16 protein-coding genes are annotated in these 16,986 nt (G+C 46.7%); 9 read left to right on the top strand and 7 right to left on the bottom strand.

Translation table 11 applies throughout. From position 1 onward, the window contains the following. Positions 1 to 347: 347 nt before the first annotated feature. Positions 348 to 980 (bottom strand): hypothetical protein, encoded by a 633-nt coding sequence (locus Q0380_RS03395; RefSeq protein WP_298960176.1) that lies wholly within the window; start codon positions 978 to 980, stop codon positions 348 to 350. A gap of 206 nt (positions 981 to 1,186) precedes the next feature. After that, on the bottom strand, positions 1,187 to 2,575 hold the full coding sequence (locus Q0380_RS03390; protein WP_298960173.1) for an RluA family pseudouridine synthase: 1,389 nt from the start codon (positions 2,573 to 2,575) through the stop codon (positions 1,187 to 1,189). Positions 2,576 to 2,650: 75 nt separating this feature from the next. Between Q0380_RS03390 and purB the strand changes: the two genes are divergently transcribed. Further along, a complete protein-coding gene (gene purB / locus Q0380_RS03385; RefSeq protein ID WP_298960170.1) occupies positions 2,651 to 3,982 on the top strand; it encodes an adenylosuccinate lyase in 1,332 nt (443 codons plus the stop codon). A 918-nt stretch (positions 3,983 to 4,900) separates the two neighbouring features. Here purB and Q0380_RS03380 read toward each other — a convergent pair. Beyond that, entirely contained in the window at positions 4,901 to 5,533 is a 633-nt protein-coding gene (locus Q0380_RS03380) for a hypothetical protein (RefSeq protein WP_298960167.1), read from the bottom strand. Between the two features lie 634 nt (positions 5,534 to 6,167). On the opposite strand from Q0380_RS03380, the gene Q0380_RS03375 reads away from it, so the two are divergent. The 6 genes from Q0380_RS03375 to Q0380_RS03350 all read left to right on the top strand — a co-directional run bounded on the left by Q0380_RS03375 (position 6,168) and on the right by Q0380_RS03350 (position 10,861). Next, positions 6,168 to 7,514 carry a DASS family sodium-coupled anion symporter gene (locus Q0380_RS03375; protein ID WP_298960796.1) on the top strand — a complete coding sequence of 449 codons (1,347 nt, stop codon included), beginning with the start codon at positions 6,168 to 6,170 and terminating at the stop codon, positions 7,512 to 7,514. 166 nt (positions 7,515 to 7,680) lie between these two features. Beyond that, the gene (locus Q0380_RS03370) at positions 7,681 to 8,334 is read left to right on the top strand and encodes an amino acid ABC transporter permease (RefSeq protein WP_298960164.1); all 654 of its coding nucleotides are present in this window, start codon (positions 7,681 to 7,683) and stop codon (positions 8,332 to 8,334) included. A gap of 2 nt (positions 8,335 to 8,336) precedes the next feature. Next, complete coding sequence (locus Q0380_RS03365) at positions 8,337 to 8,993, top strand: amino acid ABC transporter permease (RefSeq protein ID WP_298960161.1); 657 nt, start codon at positions 8,337 to 8,339, stop codon at positions 8,991 to 8,993. After that, entirely contained in the window at positions 8,993 to 9,730 is a 738-nt protein-coding gene (locus Q0380_RS03360; protein ID WP_298960158.1) for an amino acid ABC transporter ATP-binding protein, read from the top strand. Before Q0380_RS03365 ends, Q0380_RS03360 begins: the two co-directional genes overlap by 1 nt. A 20-nt stretch (positions 9,731 to 9,750) precedes the next feature. Continuing rightward, positions 9,751 to 10,611 (top strand): cysteine ABC transporter substrate-binding protein, encoded by an 861-nt coding sequence (locus Q0380_RS03355; RefSeq protein ID WP_298960155.1) that lies wholly within the window; start codon positions 9,751 to 9,753, stop codon positions 10,609 to 10,611. A gap of 115 nt (positions 10,612 to 10,726) precedes the next feature. After that, positions 10,727 to 10,861 carry a hypothetical protein gene (locus Q0380_RS03350; protein ID WP_298960153.1) on the top strand — a complete coding sequence of 45 codons (135 nt, stop codon included), beginning with the start codon at positions 10,727 to 10,729 and terminating at the stop codon, positions 10,859 to 10,861. A gap of 377 nt (positions 10,862 to 11,238) precedes the next feature. On the opposite strand, the gene Q0380_RS03345 is transcribed toward Q0380_RS03350, so the two are convergent. The 4 genes from Q0380_RS03345 to Q0380_RS03330 form a co-directional block, all read right to left on the bottom strand. Then, positions 11,239 to 12,624: a DUF3137 domain-containing protein gene (locus tag Q0380_RS03345; RefSeq protein WP_298960150.1), complete on the bottom strand. Its 1,386-nt coding sequence runs from the start codon at positions 12,622 to 12,624 to the stop codon at positions 11,239 to 11,241. A gap of 198 nt (positions 12,625 to 12,822) precedes the next feature. Continuing rightward, the gene (locus tag Q0380_RS03340) at positions 12,823 to 14,016 is read right to left on the bottom strand and encodes a MalY/PatB family protein (RefSeq protein WP_298960147.1); all 1,194 of its coding nucleotides are present in this window, start codon (positions 14,014 to 14,016) and stop codon (positions 12,823 to 12,825) included. 1 nt (position 14,017) lies between these two features. Further along, positions 14,018 to 14,860: a DUF3737 family protein gene (locus tag Q0380_RS03335; protein WP_298960144.1), complete on the bottom strand. Its 843-nt coding sequence runs from the start codon at positions 14,858 to 14,860 to the stop codon at positions 14,018 to 14,020. Between the two features lie 326 nt (positions 14,861 to 15,186). After that, the gene (locus tag Q0380_RS03330) at positions 15,187 to 15,666 is read right to left on the bottom strand and encodes a hypothetical protein (protein ID WP_297904142.1); all 480 of its coding nucleotides are present in this window, start codon (positions 15,664 to 15,666) and stop codon (positions 15,187 to 15,189) included. Positions 15,667 to 15,782: 116 nt separating this feature from the next. Here Q0380_RS03330 and Q0380_RS03325 point away from each other — a divergent pair, with 116 nt between their 5' ends. Together Q0380_RS03325 and Q0380_RS03320 are read left to right on the top strand one after the other, a co-directional pair. After that, positions 15,783 to 16,145 (top strand): YegP family protein, encoded by a 363-nt coding sequence (locus Q0380_RS03325; RefSeq protein WP_298960141.1) that lies wholly within the window; start codon positions 15,783 to 15,785, stop codon positions 16,143 to 16,145. Continuing rightward, the gene (locus tag Q0380_RS03320; RefSeq protein WP_298960138.1) at positions 16,146 to 16,592 is read left to right on the top strand and encodes a hypothetical protein; all 447 of its coding nucleotides are present in this window, start codon (positions 16,146 to 16,148) and stop codon (positions 16,590 to 16,592) included. It abuts the gene before it with no gap. The last annotated feature ends 394 nt before the right edge of the window (positions 16,593 to 16,986 follow it).

Below are 16,986 nucleotides of genomic sequence, written 5' to 3'. Positions count from 1 at the left end.
GGTTAAATTTTACGCATTTTTCTTTATTGTTTTACAATATACAAACGCAAGAAGTCGAAATAATAAAAATTAGATGTCATAGCTCAATCTCACGCAAATTTTATCGATCGAATTTCATACTAATCTATAATTATAATTGCACAAATAAATAGATATAGAATTTTATCGATACAACGAGGAATATAGCATTTCTCTTTGCCGTTTAGAAAGTTTCGCGCTTACAATATATATGTCGCCATTCAACTTCTATATTACATACCAAACCAAAACAAATAACTAAAACAATCCACAGTTCTTACCTCTCCCTCTGTCTTTCAAGTTTTTATACTATAGATACTAAAGAATAATTATAGCCCAAAGCCCATACCTCTGCTTGGTGGTGTTATCTCTATTGTACGCTCTTGTTTTTTACTATACTCCAGATGAAGCACCCTCTTGCAATATTCCCCAAAAGAAGCAACTACCGTTTTGCTCCCTATGCTTGCTACCAATGCCGAGCTTTCTAAATTAACAGAGCTTCCCGCCCCGCCCTTTTGCTTAAATAGAAAATTAGCGTATTCGTCAAATTCTCTTTTAAATATTCCATATTCTTGATTGCATTTTTTAAAAGAATCAACATCGGATTTAAAATCTTTTATGCTACCGCCCAACTTATCTTGAAGCATCCAATATTTATGCGCTCTGAGCTCAAATTTACCGTAATTTTCGCTACCGAAAATAAATATATGAAACCCACCGTCTAGCCAAGTTGAATTATATGCTTTTATGGCCTTAGCGCTTTTTTCCCAATCTGCATATTTTCTCTTTTCTGAGGATAAATTCTCGAATGCCCTTTTAAACTCTATAAGTAAAAACTTCCCATTGTTATGTATTAAGGCATCACCTATTTTTTCTACATCACCATCAAGTGGAGCTATATCGATGTCCAACAAACACTGCTTTACAAAATAATACTCCACTGTTTTTTCCCACCACAACATTTTCATCCTTTATTCAAAATTACTAATATTCTAATTGTGAATTATAGCCATCGCAAAATAAAATCGTCTTAAAATTTTCAAATAACCGTAGATGAGAAATTAATAAATTAAACGCCGTTGTAATCACAAAATTTTATAAAAACCAGCAAAAGCAAAATCCTAGTCATAAAAATAATCGCCGCCACCTCAAAATTTTATTGAGTTATTTAAATTTTACCGATTTTCACGAAATTATAAAACTCTCTCGCGGCATCGAATTTGCTTTTTATCTCGTATCGTTCACCGCTCAGTTTAAAGCAAATCGCATTCGCGTGTAGCAACAATCTCGGCGCTCCCGTCGTTCTGATCCGCTCTGTCTCATCCATCTTTTTATCCAATATCCACTCCGCTTGCTCGCGCGAAAGCCCGTACAGCGGCTCTCCCAATATCGGCGCACCCACGGCAAATAGATGCAGCCTAATCTGATGCTGCCTACCCGTCAGCGGATAGCACTCGATCAGGCTAGCGTCTATGTCCGAGAAATATCGCAGCGGGCGTATCAGCGTGATCGCCTCCTTGCCATCGCGCGATATTTTCATACGAATTTTAAGATCGGCGAACTCGCCGCTAGGAGCGATCGGAGCATCAATCACAAACCCCTCAAAATCCTTTAAAAATTTCAGTTTTTCGCTAAATGTTGCGTATTTTGCAGGCTCAAATTTTTTCAAATTTGCACAGCCCTTAGAAGTAGCTGACAAAGATTTAGCCACAGATAAGGCGCAAGGTTTATGTCCGTTATCCGCGCTACTCATCGCGATAGCGGGTTTAAGCTTATCGCTCACGCCGCAGGATAAAGCATCAAATTCAAATCCGCTGTCAACATCGCCAGCAGGAGCGCCGGATTCAAATTTAACTTGCATGCCGTCATATAGAGCATCGCACCATAATCTCCTACTCGCACTATTAGACAAGATATTAAATCCAAATTTATTGCCTACTCCTTTTAGAGCTAGTGTATCGCGCAGATCCGACACGTTATCTGGTAAACTCACAGCATCGTCCGCAAATTTTAATCCGCAAATTTCATCCAAGCCTAGAGCATAGCAACTCTCTATCTCGCCATTGCAAGCAGCACTTTGCAAATCCCCTCGTACGAGCGCTAGATAGCTTTTCATCACCCTACGCTGTTCGAAGCACTCTTTAAGCTCGCGCGCCGCGTCTTTATCCTTAGCGACGATAAGAATTCCGCTGGTTTCTAAATCAAGCCTATGCGCCACGCACGCGTCCTGCCCGTATAGCGACCAGATCTCGTCATACATATTATAAGGCGAGTTGCGCCCGCTTGGATGGCTTAAAATTCCACTCGGCTTGTCAAATGCCGCAAACGCATCGCACTCAAAGATCGGCTTCAGTCCGCGCGGCTCGCATTTGTAATCGATCAAAAAAATTTCTCCGTACGCGACGGAGTTTTTATGCAAATTTTGATCCTCCGCATCGGTTACGCGGTGCTTGTCACAGATGCGCTGCGCGGATTTCATATCGTATCCGAGGCTAAGCAGAATTTCGTAAATTTTGCGTCCCTCAAAGCTTCCCAAGCTTCTTTTCTCATAACCCATATTAAACTTTCAGCCCTATTTTTATATAATTTTTGCCATCATTATACAAGAAATTCTAACCGAAAGGCTACTAAAATGGTCGAAAGATACGCAAGAAAAGAGATGTCTGAAAAATGGAGCTTGCAAGCCAAATACGACGCGTGGCTAAAAGTCGAGCTCGCGGCGGTTAAAGCGTGGAATAAGCTAGGTCTAATAAGTGACTGCGATAAAGATAAAATTCTACAAAACGCAAGCTTTAAGATCGAGCGGATAGATGAGATCGAAAAGACGACCAAGCACGACGTCATCGCGTTTCTAACGAGCGTGAGTGAGAGCCTTGGGCAGGAGAGCCGCTTCGTGCATTACGGCATGACTAGCAGCGATTGCATCGACACTGCCGTCGCGCTGCAAATCAAAGAAAGCATGGAGCTCATCATTGAGGATGTGCAAAATTTAAAAGCTGCGATAAAATCTCAAGCCATGAAGCATAAAATGACGCTGATGGTCGGGCGCAGCCACGGTATCCACGGCGAGCCGATCACTTTCGGACTCGTGCTTGCGGTCTGGTATGATGAGATAAATCGCGCGCTAGAGCTTTTACAACATGCAAAAAGCGTCATCAGCTACGGCAAAATAAGCGGTGCGATGGGGAATTTCGCCCACGCTCCACTAGAGCTGGAAGAGCTAGTGTGCGAATATCTGGGGCTAAAGCCCGCTCCCGCGTCCAATCAAGTCATCCAACGCGATCGCTACGCGCAGGTAATGAGCGCACTTGCGATCCTGGCTTCCAGCTGCGAAAAGATCGCTATCGCAATCCGCCACTATCAACGCACCGAGGTTTATGAGGCAGAGGAATTTTTTAGCCCAGGTCAAAAGGGCAGCTCTGCGATGCCGCACAAACGAAATCCCGTGCTTAGCGAAAACGTAACGGGACTATGCCGTATGATCCGTAGCTTCGCAATACCCGCGATGGAGGACGTAGCGCTATGGCACGAACGCGATATCAGCCATAGCTCGGTCGAGCGATTTATCCTCCCCGACGGCTTTATAACTGCTGATTTTATGCTAAATCGCTTGACAAGCTTGATAGAAAAACTGCTCGTATATCCCGAAAATATGATGAGAAATCTAAATTTAACCGGTGGGCTCGTGTTTTCGCAGCGCGTGCTACTAGAGCTGCCTAAACGAGGAGTTAGCAGAGAGGATGCCTATAAGATCGTACAGCGTAATGCAATGAAGGTCTGGGCGGATCTACAAGAGGGCAAAAAAGCTATAGATGAGCAAGGGCATAGCCTGTTTTTGCAAAATCTGCTAGCAGATACAAAGCTACGAGAAAAGCTAAGCGAAAGCGAGATCAAAGAGTGCTTCGACTACGGATATTACACCAAAAATGTGGATGGAATTTTCGCTAGGGTTTTTGGCAAATAGCAAGTACGGTAGCCTTGATATTTTAAAGCTCCGAGCCAGCCCATAAAATATAGCGAAGCGGCTAGAAATTTATGTTTGCGCTAAAATACTTTAATAACCGCGATTGAAATTTTAAAATTTTGATAAAGATAAAATTTTAGTAAAAGCGTAGCGCTTGTGGATAAATCTGGCATCTAAATCCACACGACAGGCGTCACTGCTTTTACTATGAATTTATAAAGGTAAAATTCTACGCTTGCGGCTAACATTAAAATAGTAAAAATTTAATGCTTTAAAACGGCAAAATTCTAAAATTCTTAGACGCAGTAGTTTTAGAATTCTACCGCAAAATTTAAGTGCTAATCCCGAAGATATAAATGCGAGATTTCCATAAAGCAAACAGGCGAATCCATCTCTAGATCGGCCAACATTAAGACGCAATCCTTTTACGTGCTCGCTTAGAATTTTGCCTATGGCAACCAACCAAATTTTAATGATTTTATGGCATCTCTGCGTCGGACTCAAGCTAGGAGTCGTGAGATATACGAAGCAATTATGAAACAAATTTAAAATGGCAAATGGAGACATTGATAAAATTCCGCTTTTTCAACTTGAAATTATAACGATTCTTAGAAAAAAGCGGATTGAGTAAAATTTCATAAATTCCATCAATTTAAGTGCTTAGCAGATAGCACTAAAAATAGGAAATTAAGCTTGTGTAATGATATTTTTAAAAATTTTAAAATTTTATACGCGCAAGCGGGTAAAATTTGATGTCTAGTACCGGCAGCATCCTTGATTATCATATAATTATGTCTGAATTGCTAGCAAATTTCGGATTAAACAATCCTGCGATTTGACGTCTAATAATTATTTGGAATTTAAAATGGATGGAGCGGGAGTTCGTTAGCTCCATCCTGCGCTAGTACGTTAGAATTTTTAAAATTTAAAGTTATACCCTAGATAGAGCCCGTGGTTAGTCTCATATACCTTGTCTACATCCTCTCCGAGCTTACTGGCCTTGTACCTCGTGTAGTCCGCTTTATAGCCAAACTCGATCTCGTTATGCTCATCAAAGCTATATAAACCACCCAGTCTTGCACCGATGACCCAGCCAGGCAGAGTCTTTGAAAGCGAATCGCTGCTTCCGTCAGATTCGTCATACGAATAAATTTTATATTTCAAAAATGAAACTCCTGTATATGCGCCCGCTACGAGTTTAAAGCCATTCGTAATCTCAGGCGTAAAATCCCCGCCTACGAGCAAGCTGTGCTTATTCCACTCGTGTTTAAATATGATGTCCTCGTCAGTGCCAGTTTTCGAAGCTTTGAAATCATACATATACTCGCCGTATGCTCTAGCTATACCAAAATCATAGCCAGCCTTAAAACCTATCGCAGCTTGCCCCTTATGATCTTTAACGGTGCCAGAGTCTCCATCCTCCGACCATTTGGCTGTAAGACTAGATTTAAACGAGTAATCCCCCTCGATGCCTAAAAGTAAACCCTCGCTAGAGCCTACGCTAACGCAAGCCGCAGCGGTAAACGCCGCGATTAAAATTTTGTTTTTCACATTTTCTCCTTATAATTTATAATTTCGGGCTTTCCGCCGCCGCTTTGCCATTTTACCGCTTGCTATCTTTGAGCGTCTTCCGCCAAGCTCGCTCATAAGCACGTTTAAAATTTGCTGATTATAATATCCTTTTTTTGAAATTTCGATGAATTTCGCGACAAGACTTGGAATTTTATCTCACTCGCCTTGGATAAAATTTTATCTCGTTTGCTAAGGACAGAATTCTATCTTGATTGCCAGCACGGAATTCGACGAAATTCTACGCCACCTCCCCGTGAGCAGTTAGCAAATTTAAACACCGGACACCATTAAAAAATAATCTGTGATGAAATTTAAATCGCCTACTTAGTTGTTCGTTTTTATGTATAATTTAAAATTTACACACGAGATAAGTGCCGTGTTACCGATAGTAACTGCGCTTTTAAAAATTTAAGACGATTTGATTTGGAATTTATAAAATTCCCGCCTCATTTTTGTATCATAAGCCAAATCCAAAAAAGGAGTATCTATGGAAGAAAACAAAGTGGAGTTACGCAACTCCCGCTTACAAGGGCCGCTGGACTCAGACGTAGACGAGCTGGGTTTAGACAGGCTCACCGACACCGTGCCGTTTCCTAAGCGCGGCGTCATCATTATGGCGATTGCCGCTGCAGTGGGCTTTGCGCTATATGCCGCGTTACCGTTTGAGCCCAATGTCAAAAAAGGCCTTGCACTACTTGCTTTTATCGCGATTATGTGGCTTACAGAGGCCGTGCATATCACGGTAACCGCGCTTATGGTGCCGGTGCTTGCGGTAGCCATCGGGCTTGGCAAATTCGCCAAAGATGGCACTTTCACAGCTGCCACCATCAAAAGCACGCTTGCAAATTTTGCAAACCCTACGATCTTTACCTTTTTCGGCGGTTTTGCTCTGGCAACGGCTCTGCATATGCAAAAGCTCGATAAAAAGATCGCGATGTGGCTAATCGCCCGCGCAGGCGGTCGCTTGGGCGTGGCTGCGATTTTGATCTGCCTAGCGACGGCGATCCTTTCAATGTGGGTTTCAAACACCGCAACTGCTGCTATGATGCTTCCGATCGCGCTTGGGATCTGCGCCAACATGGACGATAGCAAGGATCGCGGTACGCTCGTATTTTTGCTTTTAGGTATCGCGTATTCTGCAAGCATCGGGGGTCTGGGCACGCTCGTGGGATCTCCGCCAAATTTAATCGTAGCTCAAGCCTTGCACTACAGCTTCGCGGATTGGATGAAGGTAGGTTTGCCGCTAATGTGCGTGATGCTACCGATAATGCTTGTGGTGCTTTATATAATTTTCAAGCCGAATTTAAGCCATAAAATAGAGATGGATCTGGAGCATATCCCTTGGACGCGCGAGCGCATTATTACGATCGTCGTATTTGCTCTAACGGCACTTGGCTGGATATTTTCGAAACAAATTTCAGCCCTTGTGGGCTTTAAAGTGGACGATGCCTATGTAGCGATCTGCTCGGCAGTCGTAATCGTCATACTAGGGCTTGCTAAATGGCATGACATCGCCGAAAACACCGAGTGGGGCGTGCTGCTGCTTTTTGGCGGCGGACTTACGCTAAGTGCGGTTTTAGGCGATTCCGGAGCCTCTAAGGTGCTTGGCGATCTAGTTGCGCACACCTTCGGTGGAGCGCCTACTTACATTGTACTTTTGGTAACAGCAGTTTTCATCATCTGCCTTACGGAATTTACGAGCAATACCGCCTCTGCTGCACTTTTAGTGCCTGTATTTGCGGGAGTAGCGGCTCAGATGGGGCTACCAAAAGAAACTCTTACTATAGTAATCGGTGTGGGCGCAAGCTGCGCTTTCATAATGCCGGTAGCGACGCCGCCGAATGCTTTGGTTTTCGGCACGGGACGCATTCGCCAGGCGGAAATGGTGCGGAGTGGCGGAATTTTAGCGATATTCTCCGCGTTTTTGGTTTCGGGATACGCGTATATTTTTTACTCGTAAAATTCCGTCAAAATTCTATAGTCCGGGTATCTGCTCGGACTAAATATATTTATAAGATATATTTTTAAACTCCTAAATTTTCGGAATTTTTATAAAAAAATTCTAATTTAATACTATTTTAATCAGTTATCTGTATAATATGCATATTTTACGGAAAGAAGATTTTATGGATTTTGATTTTATAGCCAAATTTAGCCCGATGTTCGTAAAGGCGGGAATTTTAACGCTGAAGCTCGCATTTTACGGGATTTTACTATCCATCATCATCGGTTTTATCTGCACGCTGATAAAATATAAAAGATTGCCTCTATTAAGTCCGCTCGTGAGCGCATATATCGAGCTGTCGCGCAATACTCCGCTTTTAATTCAGCTATTTTTTCTATACTACGGCTTGCCGAAGCTGGGCGTTCAAATTTCGGGCTTTACCTGCGCGATCGTAGGTCTTGCGTTTTTGGGCGGAAGCTATATGAGCGAGAGCTTTAGGCTCGGTTTTGAGGCGATAAAAAAATCTCAGATCGAAAGCGCGATGAGCCTAGGGCTAAGCGAAGTACAGATAGTGTTTTACGTCGTGCTGCCGCGCGCCTTTGCGATCGCCCTGCCCTCCATCAGCGCAAACATAATCTTTCTGCTTAAAGAAACCTCGATCGTTAGCATCGTCGCACTCGCCGATCTCGTTTATGCCGCAAAGGACGTGATCGGGCTGTATTACAAGACGAACGAAGCGCTGTTTATGTTAAGCGTTTCGTATCTGATCATAATCCTGCCGCTTTCGCTCGCGCTTACGCTGCTTGAAAAGCGCCTTGCGTATATGAGGGGTTAGCGATGGAACTATTCGGCGGCGAAAATTTAATCAGGCTTCTTGGCGGGCTTGGGGTCACGCTGCAAATCGCGCTCATCTCGATCGCGGTTTCGCTCGCTCTAGGCTTGGTGCTTGGAATTTTAATGGCCTCTGGGCGCAGAGCCTTATACATCCCGCTTAAAATTTGCCTAGAGATCGTGCGCATCATGCCACCCATCGTTTGGCTATTCATCGTATATTTCGGCGCAAGCAAGGCATTTGGCATACATATCTCAAATATCGCAGCTTCGATCATCGTCTTTAGCGTCTGGGGCGTTTTTGAGATGATGGATCTGGTGCGCGGCGCCGTGCTTAGCATCCCTAAGCATCAGTTCGAAAGCGCCGAAGCGCTCGCATTTAGCAGATTTCAAATTTATCTCTACGTCATCCTGCCGCTTGCGATGAGGCGCCTAGTGCCTGCAACGATAAATTTATTCAGCAGGATGATAAAAACAACCTCGATCGCCGTATTAATCGGCGTCATCGAGCTCGTCAAGGTCGGGCAGCAGATCATCGAAGTGAACGTCTTCCGCGACAATTACGCGCCACTAATCATCTACGGAGCGATATTTTTCGTATATTTTTTGATCTGCTATCCAATCTCGGCGCTTTCGAAAAAACTAGAAAACAGGTGGAGCTGATGGGAATTTTAGAACTTCATAAAATCAATAAATTTTACGGCGAGCTGCACGCGCTAAAAGACGTCAGTCTTAGCGTCGCGCAGGGCGAGGTTGTTGTGATCCTAGGCCCTAGCGGCTGCGGCAAAAGCACCCTACTTCGCACGATCAACGGGTTAGAGCCGGTACAAAGCGGAAATTTTATAATCGAGGGCGAGCGGATCGATCAAAATTTCAAAGAGTGGCGCAGGATCAGACAAAAGATCGGCATGGTATTTCAAAGCTACGAGCTTTTCGATCATCTTAGCGTGCTACATAACATAATCCTGGGCCCGATGAAGGTGCAAAACGTCCCGAAAGAGGAAGCGATAGCTCTAGCGCGCGAATGGCTAAAGATCGTAGGTCTTGCGGACAAGGAGAACTCCTACCCCAAAGAGCTTAGCGGCGGGCAGAAGCAACGCATCGCAATCGTACGAAGCCTTGTGATGAAGCCCAAGATCATGCTTTTTGACGAGGTTACCGCGGCACTTGATCCCGAGATCGTGCGCGAGGTGCTAGACGTAATGCTAAATCTCGCCAAAGAGGGGCAGACGATGCTAATCGTGACGCACGAGATGGGCTTTGCGCGCGCCGTAGCCGATCGTATAGTTTTTATGGATGAGGGAAGCGTCGTCGAGATTAACGAACCGGAGGCGTTCTTTACCGCTCCAAAGAGCGAGCGTGCGAAGAAATTTTTAAATATGTTTGAATTTAAAAAATAAATTTTAATAAAGGAGAGGCTATGAAAAAGGTATTAGCTCTATTTCTTGCGCTGAGTGCGCTGTTTTTTGCGGGTTGCAACGACGAGGGCAAAGGCTCCTCAAATTCCGCGCAAGGTTCCGCCGCGCCGCAAAGTTATATCGACGGGATTAAAAAGCGCGGCGTAGTAAGGATCGCGGTTTTCGGCGATAAGCCGCCGTTTGGCTACATCGACGAGACGGGCAAAAACGCGGGATATGACCTGTATTTTGCAAAACGTATCGCAAAGGAGCTTTTGGGCGATGAGAGCAAGGTACAGTTCGTGCTCGTAGAGGCCGCCAATCGCGCGGAATTTTTAGCATCCGACAAGGTCGATATCACGCTTGCAAATTTCACCGTCACGCCCGAGCGCAAAGAGGTCGTGGATTTCGCGCTGCCGTATATGAAGGTAGCCCTCGGCGTCGCGAGCAAGGGCGGCGATATCACCGACGTTTCGCAGCTTAAGGGCAAAACGCTTTTAATCAACAAAGGCACGACCGCGGATCTGTATTTTACGAAAAATCACCCCGAGATCAAGCTTTTAAAATTTGACCAAAATACCGAGACTTTCGGTGCGATGCTGGACGGCAGGGGCGATGCGATCGCGCACGATAATACGCTTTTGTTTGCGTGGACGAAGTCAAACCCTGGCTTTAAGGTAGGTATCCGCTCGCTAGGCGATCAGGACGTCATCGCGCCTGCGGTCAAAAAGGGCAACGACGAGCTTCGCAAATGGCTTGACGATCTAATCGTAAAACTCGCGGACGAAAACTTTTTCCATGCCGACTACGATGCGACGCTAGCGCCGGTATACGGTGACGACATCAAGGCTGACGACGTCGTAATCGAGGGCGGGAAGCTATAAATTTAGATTCGCCGTATAGTTTAGCGGGGCGATCTTACTAAGCCCCGCAAGCTCGCAGCGGCGCTGGCGCCGTAGCTTTGCCGAAACGGCGTCCATAAACGCCCATAGGCGGCGAGTGCTTTTTTATAAGCTAGCTAAATTTATCGATCTAGCGGCAAAGTTTTGCTTCCGCACGGTAAATTTAGCCAAGCCGAAACGCAGCCTAGCGCGGATCGTCTCGGCAAAATTTAAGTCGCGCGCGGCGGCGTAAAATTTCAAGCGATAGTAAAATTCTAACGCAAACTGCTCGTGCAGTAAAAATTTATGCCGCACGAGCGATGGTAAATCGCAAGTGCCCGCTCGCTAAACGAAGCGGGAATTTATAAAATTTTATCGGCTCATGCAGCCTGCAAAATCTTATACCAACGCCTCCCGCGTGCGTTTAATCTTTCGATTGGCTCGTGCGAAGGAGCGATCGCACATCCGCCCAAACGCACGATCCGCGCAATGCATTCATTTCCACGCTCAGCTACACAGCGCATCTGCACCGCTAAGCCTACGATCCTGCGCGCTTTGTCTGCATATCTGTATGTCGTCGGAGCCGTATACGGCCCGCCGCCGTCATACTCAACGGCACTGCCGCCCACCTTATTCGCTCCAAATTTTGCGGTTCAAATTTAGCTCACTCACGATGCCTACAAGCGCGCCGATCTCATCTACGTAAAGCGCTATCGTGGCGTCCTGCTTTAGCGAGCAGTCGATTCTAGGCTCGAAATTATCGCGCCAGGTCTCGATCGCCACGTAAATTTTATCCTCCCTTAGCACCGCGTTTATCTGCGAGCCCACCCTTAGATAAACCTCCGTCAGCCGCTGCATCAAAAGCGGCGTCAGAGCGTATCTCGCGCCTACCTGATCTGTCGTATAGACGTCGAAAAACTCCTCAAATTTCACGTCGTCCATATTTGCTCGCTGTCCGTATTTGCGTAGATTTCGAGAGTTTTTGTGACACACCCGCACCTCGCAGTTAAGCCTTTTGTGAAAATCCGCGACGAAAAGCACTCCTTGAAATTTTACGTCGGTGCGAGTGCCGTTTTTGGTGCGCACCTTTTCAGCGGCGTAAAAGTCGCTAAAGCTAACGCGCACGCCCTGCACCTCCCCGCTCATCATATCCTCGCTCGATTGCTCGTTTATGTAGCAGTCATAAATTTCAAAAAACTCATCTGTCCCCAGCCCGTCACTTTCATCATAGCTAAGTCCGAAGTTTTTTGCGATGCTCGCGACGACCCTGTTTTTAAAATTTGATCTGAAATTCCGTCTTTTGCTCGCCGTTAAAAGAGCGCTCACGACGCCGTAAACAGCTACGCTGAAAAATACGCCGGCCGCCACTTCGTCCCAAAAGCGCGCCACCAGTGCACCCACGCCGGTCCCTACGGCAACGGCGATTAGACCGGCCTTTTTCACCGCTTCTTGCAGCGCTGCGCGCTCATCCTCTAGGCTCTGTAGATCGGCTAGAAAGTTAAATTTTGACCCGGCTGCGCCGTCTTTCTCGCTCCCGCCCTCACCTTCGGCGGCTTTAGGCTCAAACCTTCCGTAGGTAGAGGATATACGGCTATCGCCGTCTTTAAAGCCGCTACCCTCGCCTGCTTCGGATTTTAATACCTGCCCCTCGTTTGCATCAGCGCTTAAAATTTGACCATCTTGCGCCGCGCCCTGCCCTAGCGCGCCCCTGTTTTGCGCCGTATCAAAGCCGCTAAATTTATCAAAATTTGCGCGCTGCGCGTCACCGTTTTTGCCAAAGCTTAAACTGTAAAATAGACGGTAAAGCAGTCCATTTAAGAGGGGCAAGATGATGAAAAGCGCGACTATGAGCCAGTTTGTATCAAACGAGGCAAGCTCCGCCCTGGTATTTAAAAGCACGTAAAACCCGACTAGCAGCAGGGTTATCAAAAATGAGATGAGCTTGCTAATGCGCGCGAGCTTTTCGCGCCGTTTTTCAAGTAGGTAAAGCTCTTCCAGATCGCCGTTTCTATCCATACTCCGCCTTTTGTAACGCATTTAAGCGCCGGTTTATTTGCCGCGCGCTAAATTTAAACGTTCGCGCGCCGCAGCCTGATCGCCGCTAAATTTAGCGTAAAGCTTGCGCCCTGCCGCAAAATTTTAAAATTTGCTCCGCCGCTTTAAATTTTGCCGCTATAAAATTTTAAATTTCGTCCTTGCCGCGCCGCAGTTCGTTTAATGCGGGCAAATCTTTAGCGCCTCTTTCAGCCGCCCTAGCCCGTCTTTTAGCAGCGCCCTAGAGGTCGCGATATTTAGGCGCAAAAATTTCTCGCCGCCCTTGCCGTATTGCGCGCCGCAGGAGAGATACAGCCCCGTTTTTTCGCGGATGAAGCGCGCAAGCTCCGCGCTATCCTGCGTGTAAGCGCCCGCATCAAGCCACATCAGATAGGTCGCGTCTTGCGGCACGACGCGCACCTGCGGAAGCTCACGCGCGATAAATTCCGCCGCGAATTTGCGATTTTCGCTGAGGTATTCGCGCAGAGCATCCAGCCACGCCGCACCCTTCGTAAATGCGGCGATCGCTCCTTGGACGCCGAAAAAATTCGGCTCGGCGATGTCGTCGGAATTTAGCGCCTTTGAAATTTTATGACGCAAGCGCTTATCCGCGGCAAAAACTGCCGCGCTTTGCAGCCCTGCGATGTTAAACGCCTTCGTGGGCGCGATTATGCTGGCCGAGATCCTCTCGCAAATTTTACTTGCCGCAGCAAATGGTGTGTAACGCACGCCCGGCTCGGTCAGATCGCAATGCACCTCATCGCTAAGCACCGTCACGCCGTGCTTCTCGCACAGCTCGCCGATATGTGCAAGATCGTCCCTGCTAAAGGTACGACCGACCGGATTGTGCGGGTTACAAAGGATAAAAAGCGTCGTCTGCGGATCGGCGAGCTTAATCTCCAAATCCTCCCAATCGATGCTATAATCGCCGCTAGCGTAGGCAAGCTCGTTTTCTATAGGCACGCGGGCGGCGTTTTTGATACAGTAGTAAAAGCAGTTGTAAACGGGGCTCATCAGCAGCACATTTTCGGCGGGCGAGGTGAGCTTGCGAATGATCGAATCGATCGCAGGCAGCGTTCCGCCGGCATAGATCAGCCGCTCCTTTTGAATTTCATAATCGTGGCGCGCGAGCCACCAGCCTTGATACGCGCTGCGCCACTCATCATCTACAAGCGAATAGCCCAAAACTCGCTCATTTAGCCGCTTTTGCAGAGCCTCGATGATCTCGGGCGCTACGGCAAAGTCCATATCCGCGACCCACATCGGAAGCTCGTTCTCGCCTACGTCCCATTTAAGCGACTTCGTGCCGCGGCGGTTCGGCAGAGTGTCGAAGTCGTATTTCTCTTTGCCGCTTATAAAATCAAAAAGTCCCATCTTACGCCCTTAATTCAGTAATGATTTCAGTTTTAGACGCGTCCGTTGCGCCGTCTAGGATCAGTTCGCCGATACTTGCCGCGCGGATTAGCCCGCTGCTCGGATTTTTGACGCTATCGATCGCGCCTTTTATTTCGGCATGTACGTCGCTGTATTCAAACGCTAGCGTCGTATTTATTAGCTCGCAGTCTTGCAAGCGTAAATTTTGCATATAGCAAAAGCCCTGCAGGCTCTCGATCTTGCAGTTTCGCAGCGTTACGTTTTTGGAATTCCAGCCGAAGTATTCGCCCGCGATGAAGCAGTCTTCAACCACGATATTTTCGCAGTTCCAAAACGCGTCCTTGGATAGAAGTTTGGAGTTTTTGATCGTTACGTTTCTGCAGCCGTCGAAGCAGTAATCCCCGAAGAGCGATAGATTTTCGATGCTTAAGTTTTCGCAATCAAGCCCAAAATACGCGCCCTTTGCGGTGACATTTTTTAGCGTGACATCGCTGCAGTGCCACAAGGTCTCTTGCGCATCATGAAATTCCACGTTTTGCAGCGCGGCGTCTTTTACGCGGCGAAGCCCTTTAGGCGCGCCGTAGAGGCAGTCTTTTAGCACCACGCCGCGGCTATACCAGATCCCTGCGCGCGCGATCTCGTCGAATAAACAATCCTGCGCGCGGATATTTTCGGCATACCAAAACGGATATTTCCACTCAAATTTACAGTTTTGCGCGACGATATTTGCGCTGTGTTTTAGCGGCGACTCGCCCTCGCCGAAGACGGAATTTTCGATCCGCAGATCCTTTGCGCCGAACAGCGCGCGCTCGCCGCTAAAGTGCTTTTGTCTTAATATTTGCATGGCTTTCCTTAGATTTTAAAATTTGCTTCAGATTATACAAGGAATTTCAAAATTCCGCATAGATTAGGCGTATGAAACGCAAGCGAATTTTAAAAATTTTAAAATTTAAAGGCGGCGAGGGACTAAATTTGATGTGCCGCGGTAGCGGGTACGAAACACATGCGGCGAATGCGCGGAAAATCGCCGCGCACCCATGGCCTATAATGGCGCTTCACAAAATGTAGATAAAGCGCGTCTAGGTAGCTACGGCGAGCTGCGTATTCGCTTAGGCACCCGTGTATCTGTTCGCGACGCGCGCCGCTTAAAAGACGCATAAAATTTTGTGTCTAATGCTCGTGATGATGCAAGTGGATATCTTCGCCGCGGTCTCGATCTGTAGCGCGCTTTCGTAGATCAAAATACACAAAAAGCCCGCTAGGCTCGCCATCCTCGTAAATTTCAAGTTTGTAGCGCATTACGGCGTGCGTGCACACTGCAACATCAAGCGTCGCTTCATAGCCGTCTGCGCTGCGCTTTAGCGGAAATTCCGCATTGCCCATATTCATACTCACGCCCGAAATTTTAACGCTCGGATTTTTCAGCTCACGCGAAATTCCGCTTATTTTTAGCTCGTTTGCTCCCGCTTCGATCGGATGGCGCGCCACGCTAAAGAGCGCCTTCTGCCCGCCCGCGTTAGTCTCGCAGTCCTGTGCGGCTAGATTACAACCCAGACGCGTCCTTATGTCCTTAAATAATGCATCGCTCTCATCCGCGCCAAATCCTAAAGTAGCGGCGAAAATCAAGCTAAAACGTAGAGCCTTTATCATTATGATCCTTTGTAAATGAAATTTGTGCGCAATTTTAGCAGAAAATTCCGCGCCTATTAAAAATATTTATTAAAATTTTAGCTAAAATAACGATATCTTTTACGAAAGGATGAAAAATGGCTGAGTTTTTAATCAAAGACGCCAAAGACGGCTGCAAATTCGATCTACTCTATGACGGACACGTACTGTGCACCTCCGAGGTTTACACGAGCAAGGCCGCTTGCAAAAACGGCATCGAAAGCGTCGTAAAAAACGCCGCGCTAAATAAGATCGAGGATCAAATCGCAGGCGGAGAAAAGCTAAATAATCCGAAATTTGAGCTTTACACCGATAAAGCAGGCAAGGTTCGCTTCCGCCTAATGGCTAGCAACGGACAGATCATCGCCGTTAGCAAGGATTTTGAAGCCAAAGCGGACGCTCTAAAAGTAATAGAGCTTATCGTAAAACAGGCTGCAAAAGCCAAGATCAAGGAGGCGTAAATGGACATAAACGGACTTGTAAATATGGTCTCGGCGCTCAAAAGCGACGATAAAAATTTAAGAGAATTTCAAAGCGGTCCGGTCGCTTTTATCGAAAAATTTCTAGGCGTGGACCTGCCCGACGACCAGATAAATGCGATAATTGCGGGCATCAGCTCAAATTTTTTAAGCAAAAACGAAAGCGGCGGATCTAGCTCGCTAGGCTCGATGCTGGGCGGACTTTTGGGCGGCGGCGAGGACGTGCAAGCAAACGCCGTCGATAGCAAAGGCGTGGATTTTAGCGCGCTGATCGGTAAAATCGCAAGCGCCAAGCTCGACCTTAACGGCGACGGTAAAATCGATATCAACGACGCAAGTAGCTTTTTGGGCGATCTTTTAGGAGGCGGCGCAAACGGCGAAGATAAGAGGCTAAATTTAGGCAGCCTGCTAAAAACGTTTAAAATTTAAACGAGGCTGAATTTCAAACGCAGGTCGGATTTTGCGCGACGATGTTTAAATTCGCGCGCGCTATTTTAATCCGCGCCTGCGTCGTTTAACGCTCGCGTGAAGGGTTTAAATTTATGCTGCATTGCGCGCGAGGCATTGAGTTTAAGCAAAACGAGCTTAAATTTATAGCCAGCGAGACGGCATTGAATTTAAGCCGCTTCTTTGTAGCATTTTATTTATACTGCCTTGGCAGAGCACCCTGCTCCGCTCTTTTGATCGCCCATATTGAGCTAAAATAATCACAAACCTGCTTTAAATTTTATCTTTGCTCTTTAATGTCCGCTTTAAATTTAGTCGCTTTTTGGCTCCGTTTCATTTCGCTACCCATTCAAATTCCCACATAGCGCACCATAGC

Origin of the sequence: uncultured Campylobacter sp. (assembly GCF_937959485.1) — a bacterium.
In the GTDB taxonomy this organism is placed as follows: Bacteria; Campylobacterota; Campylobacteria; order Campylobacterales; family Campylobacteraceae; genus Campylobacter_B.
Note: the sequence above shows the minus strand (reverse complement) of the source record. Positions and strands in the feature narration are given on the sequence as shown.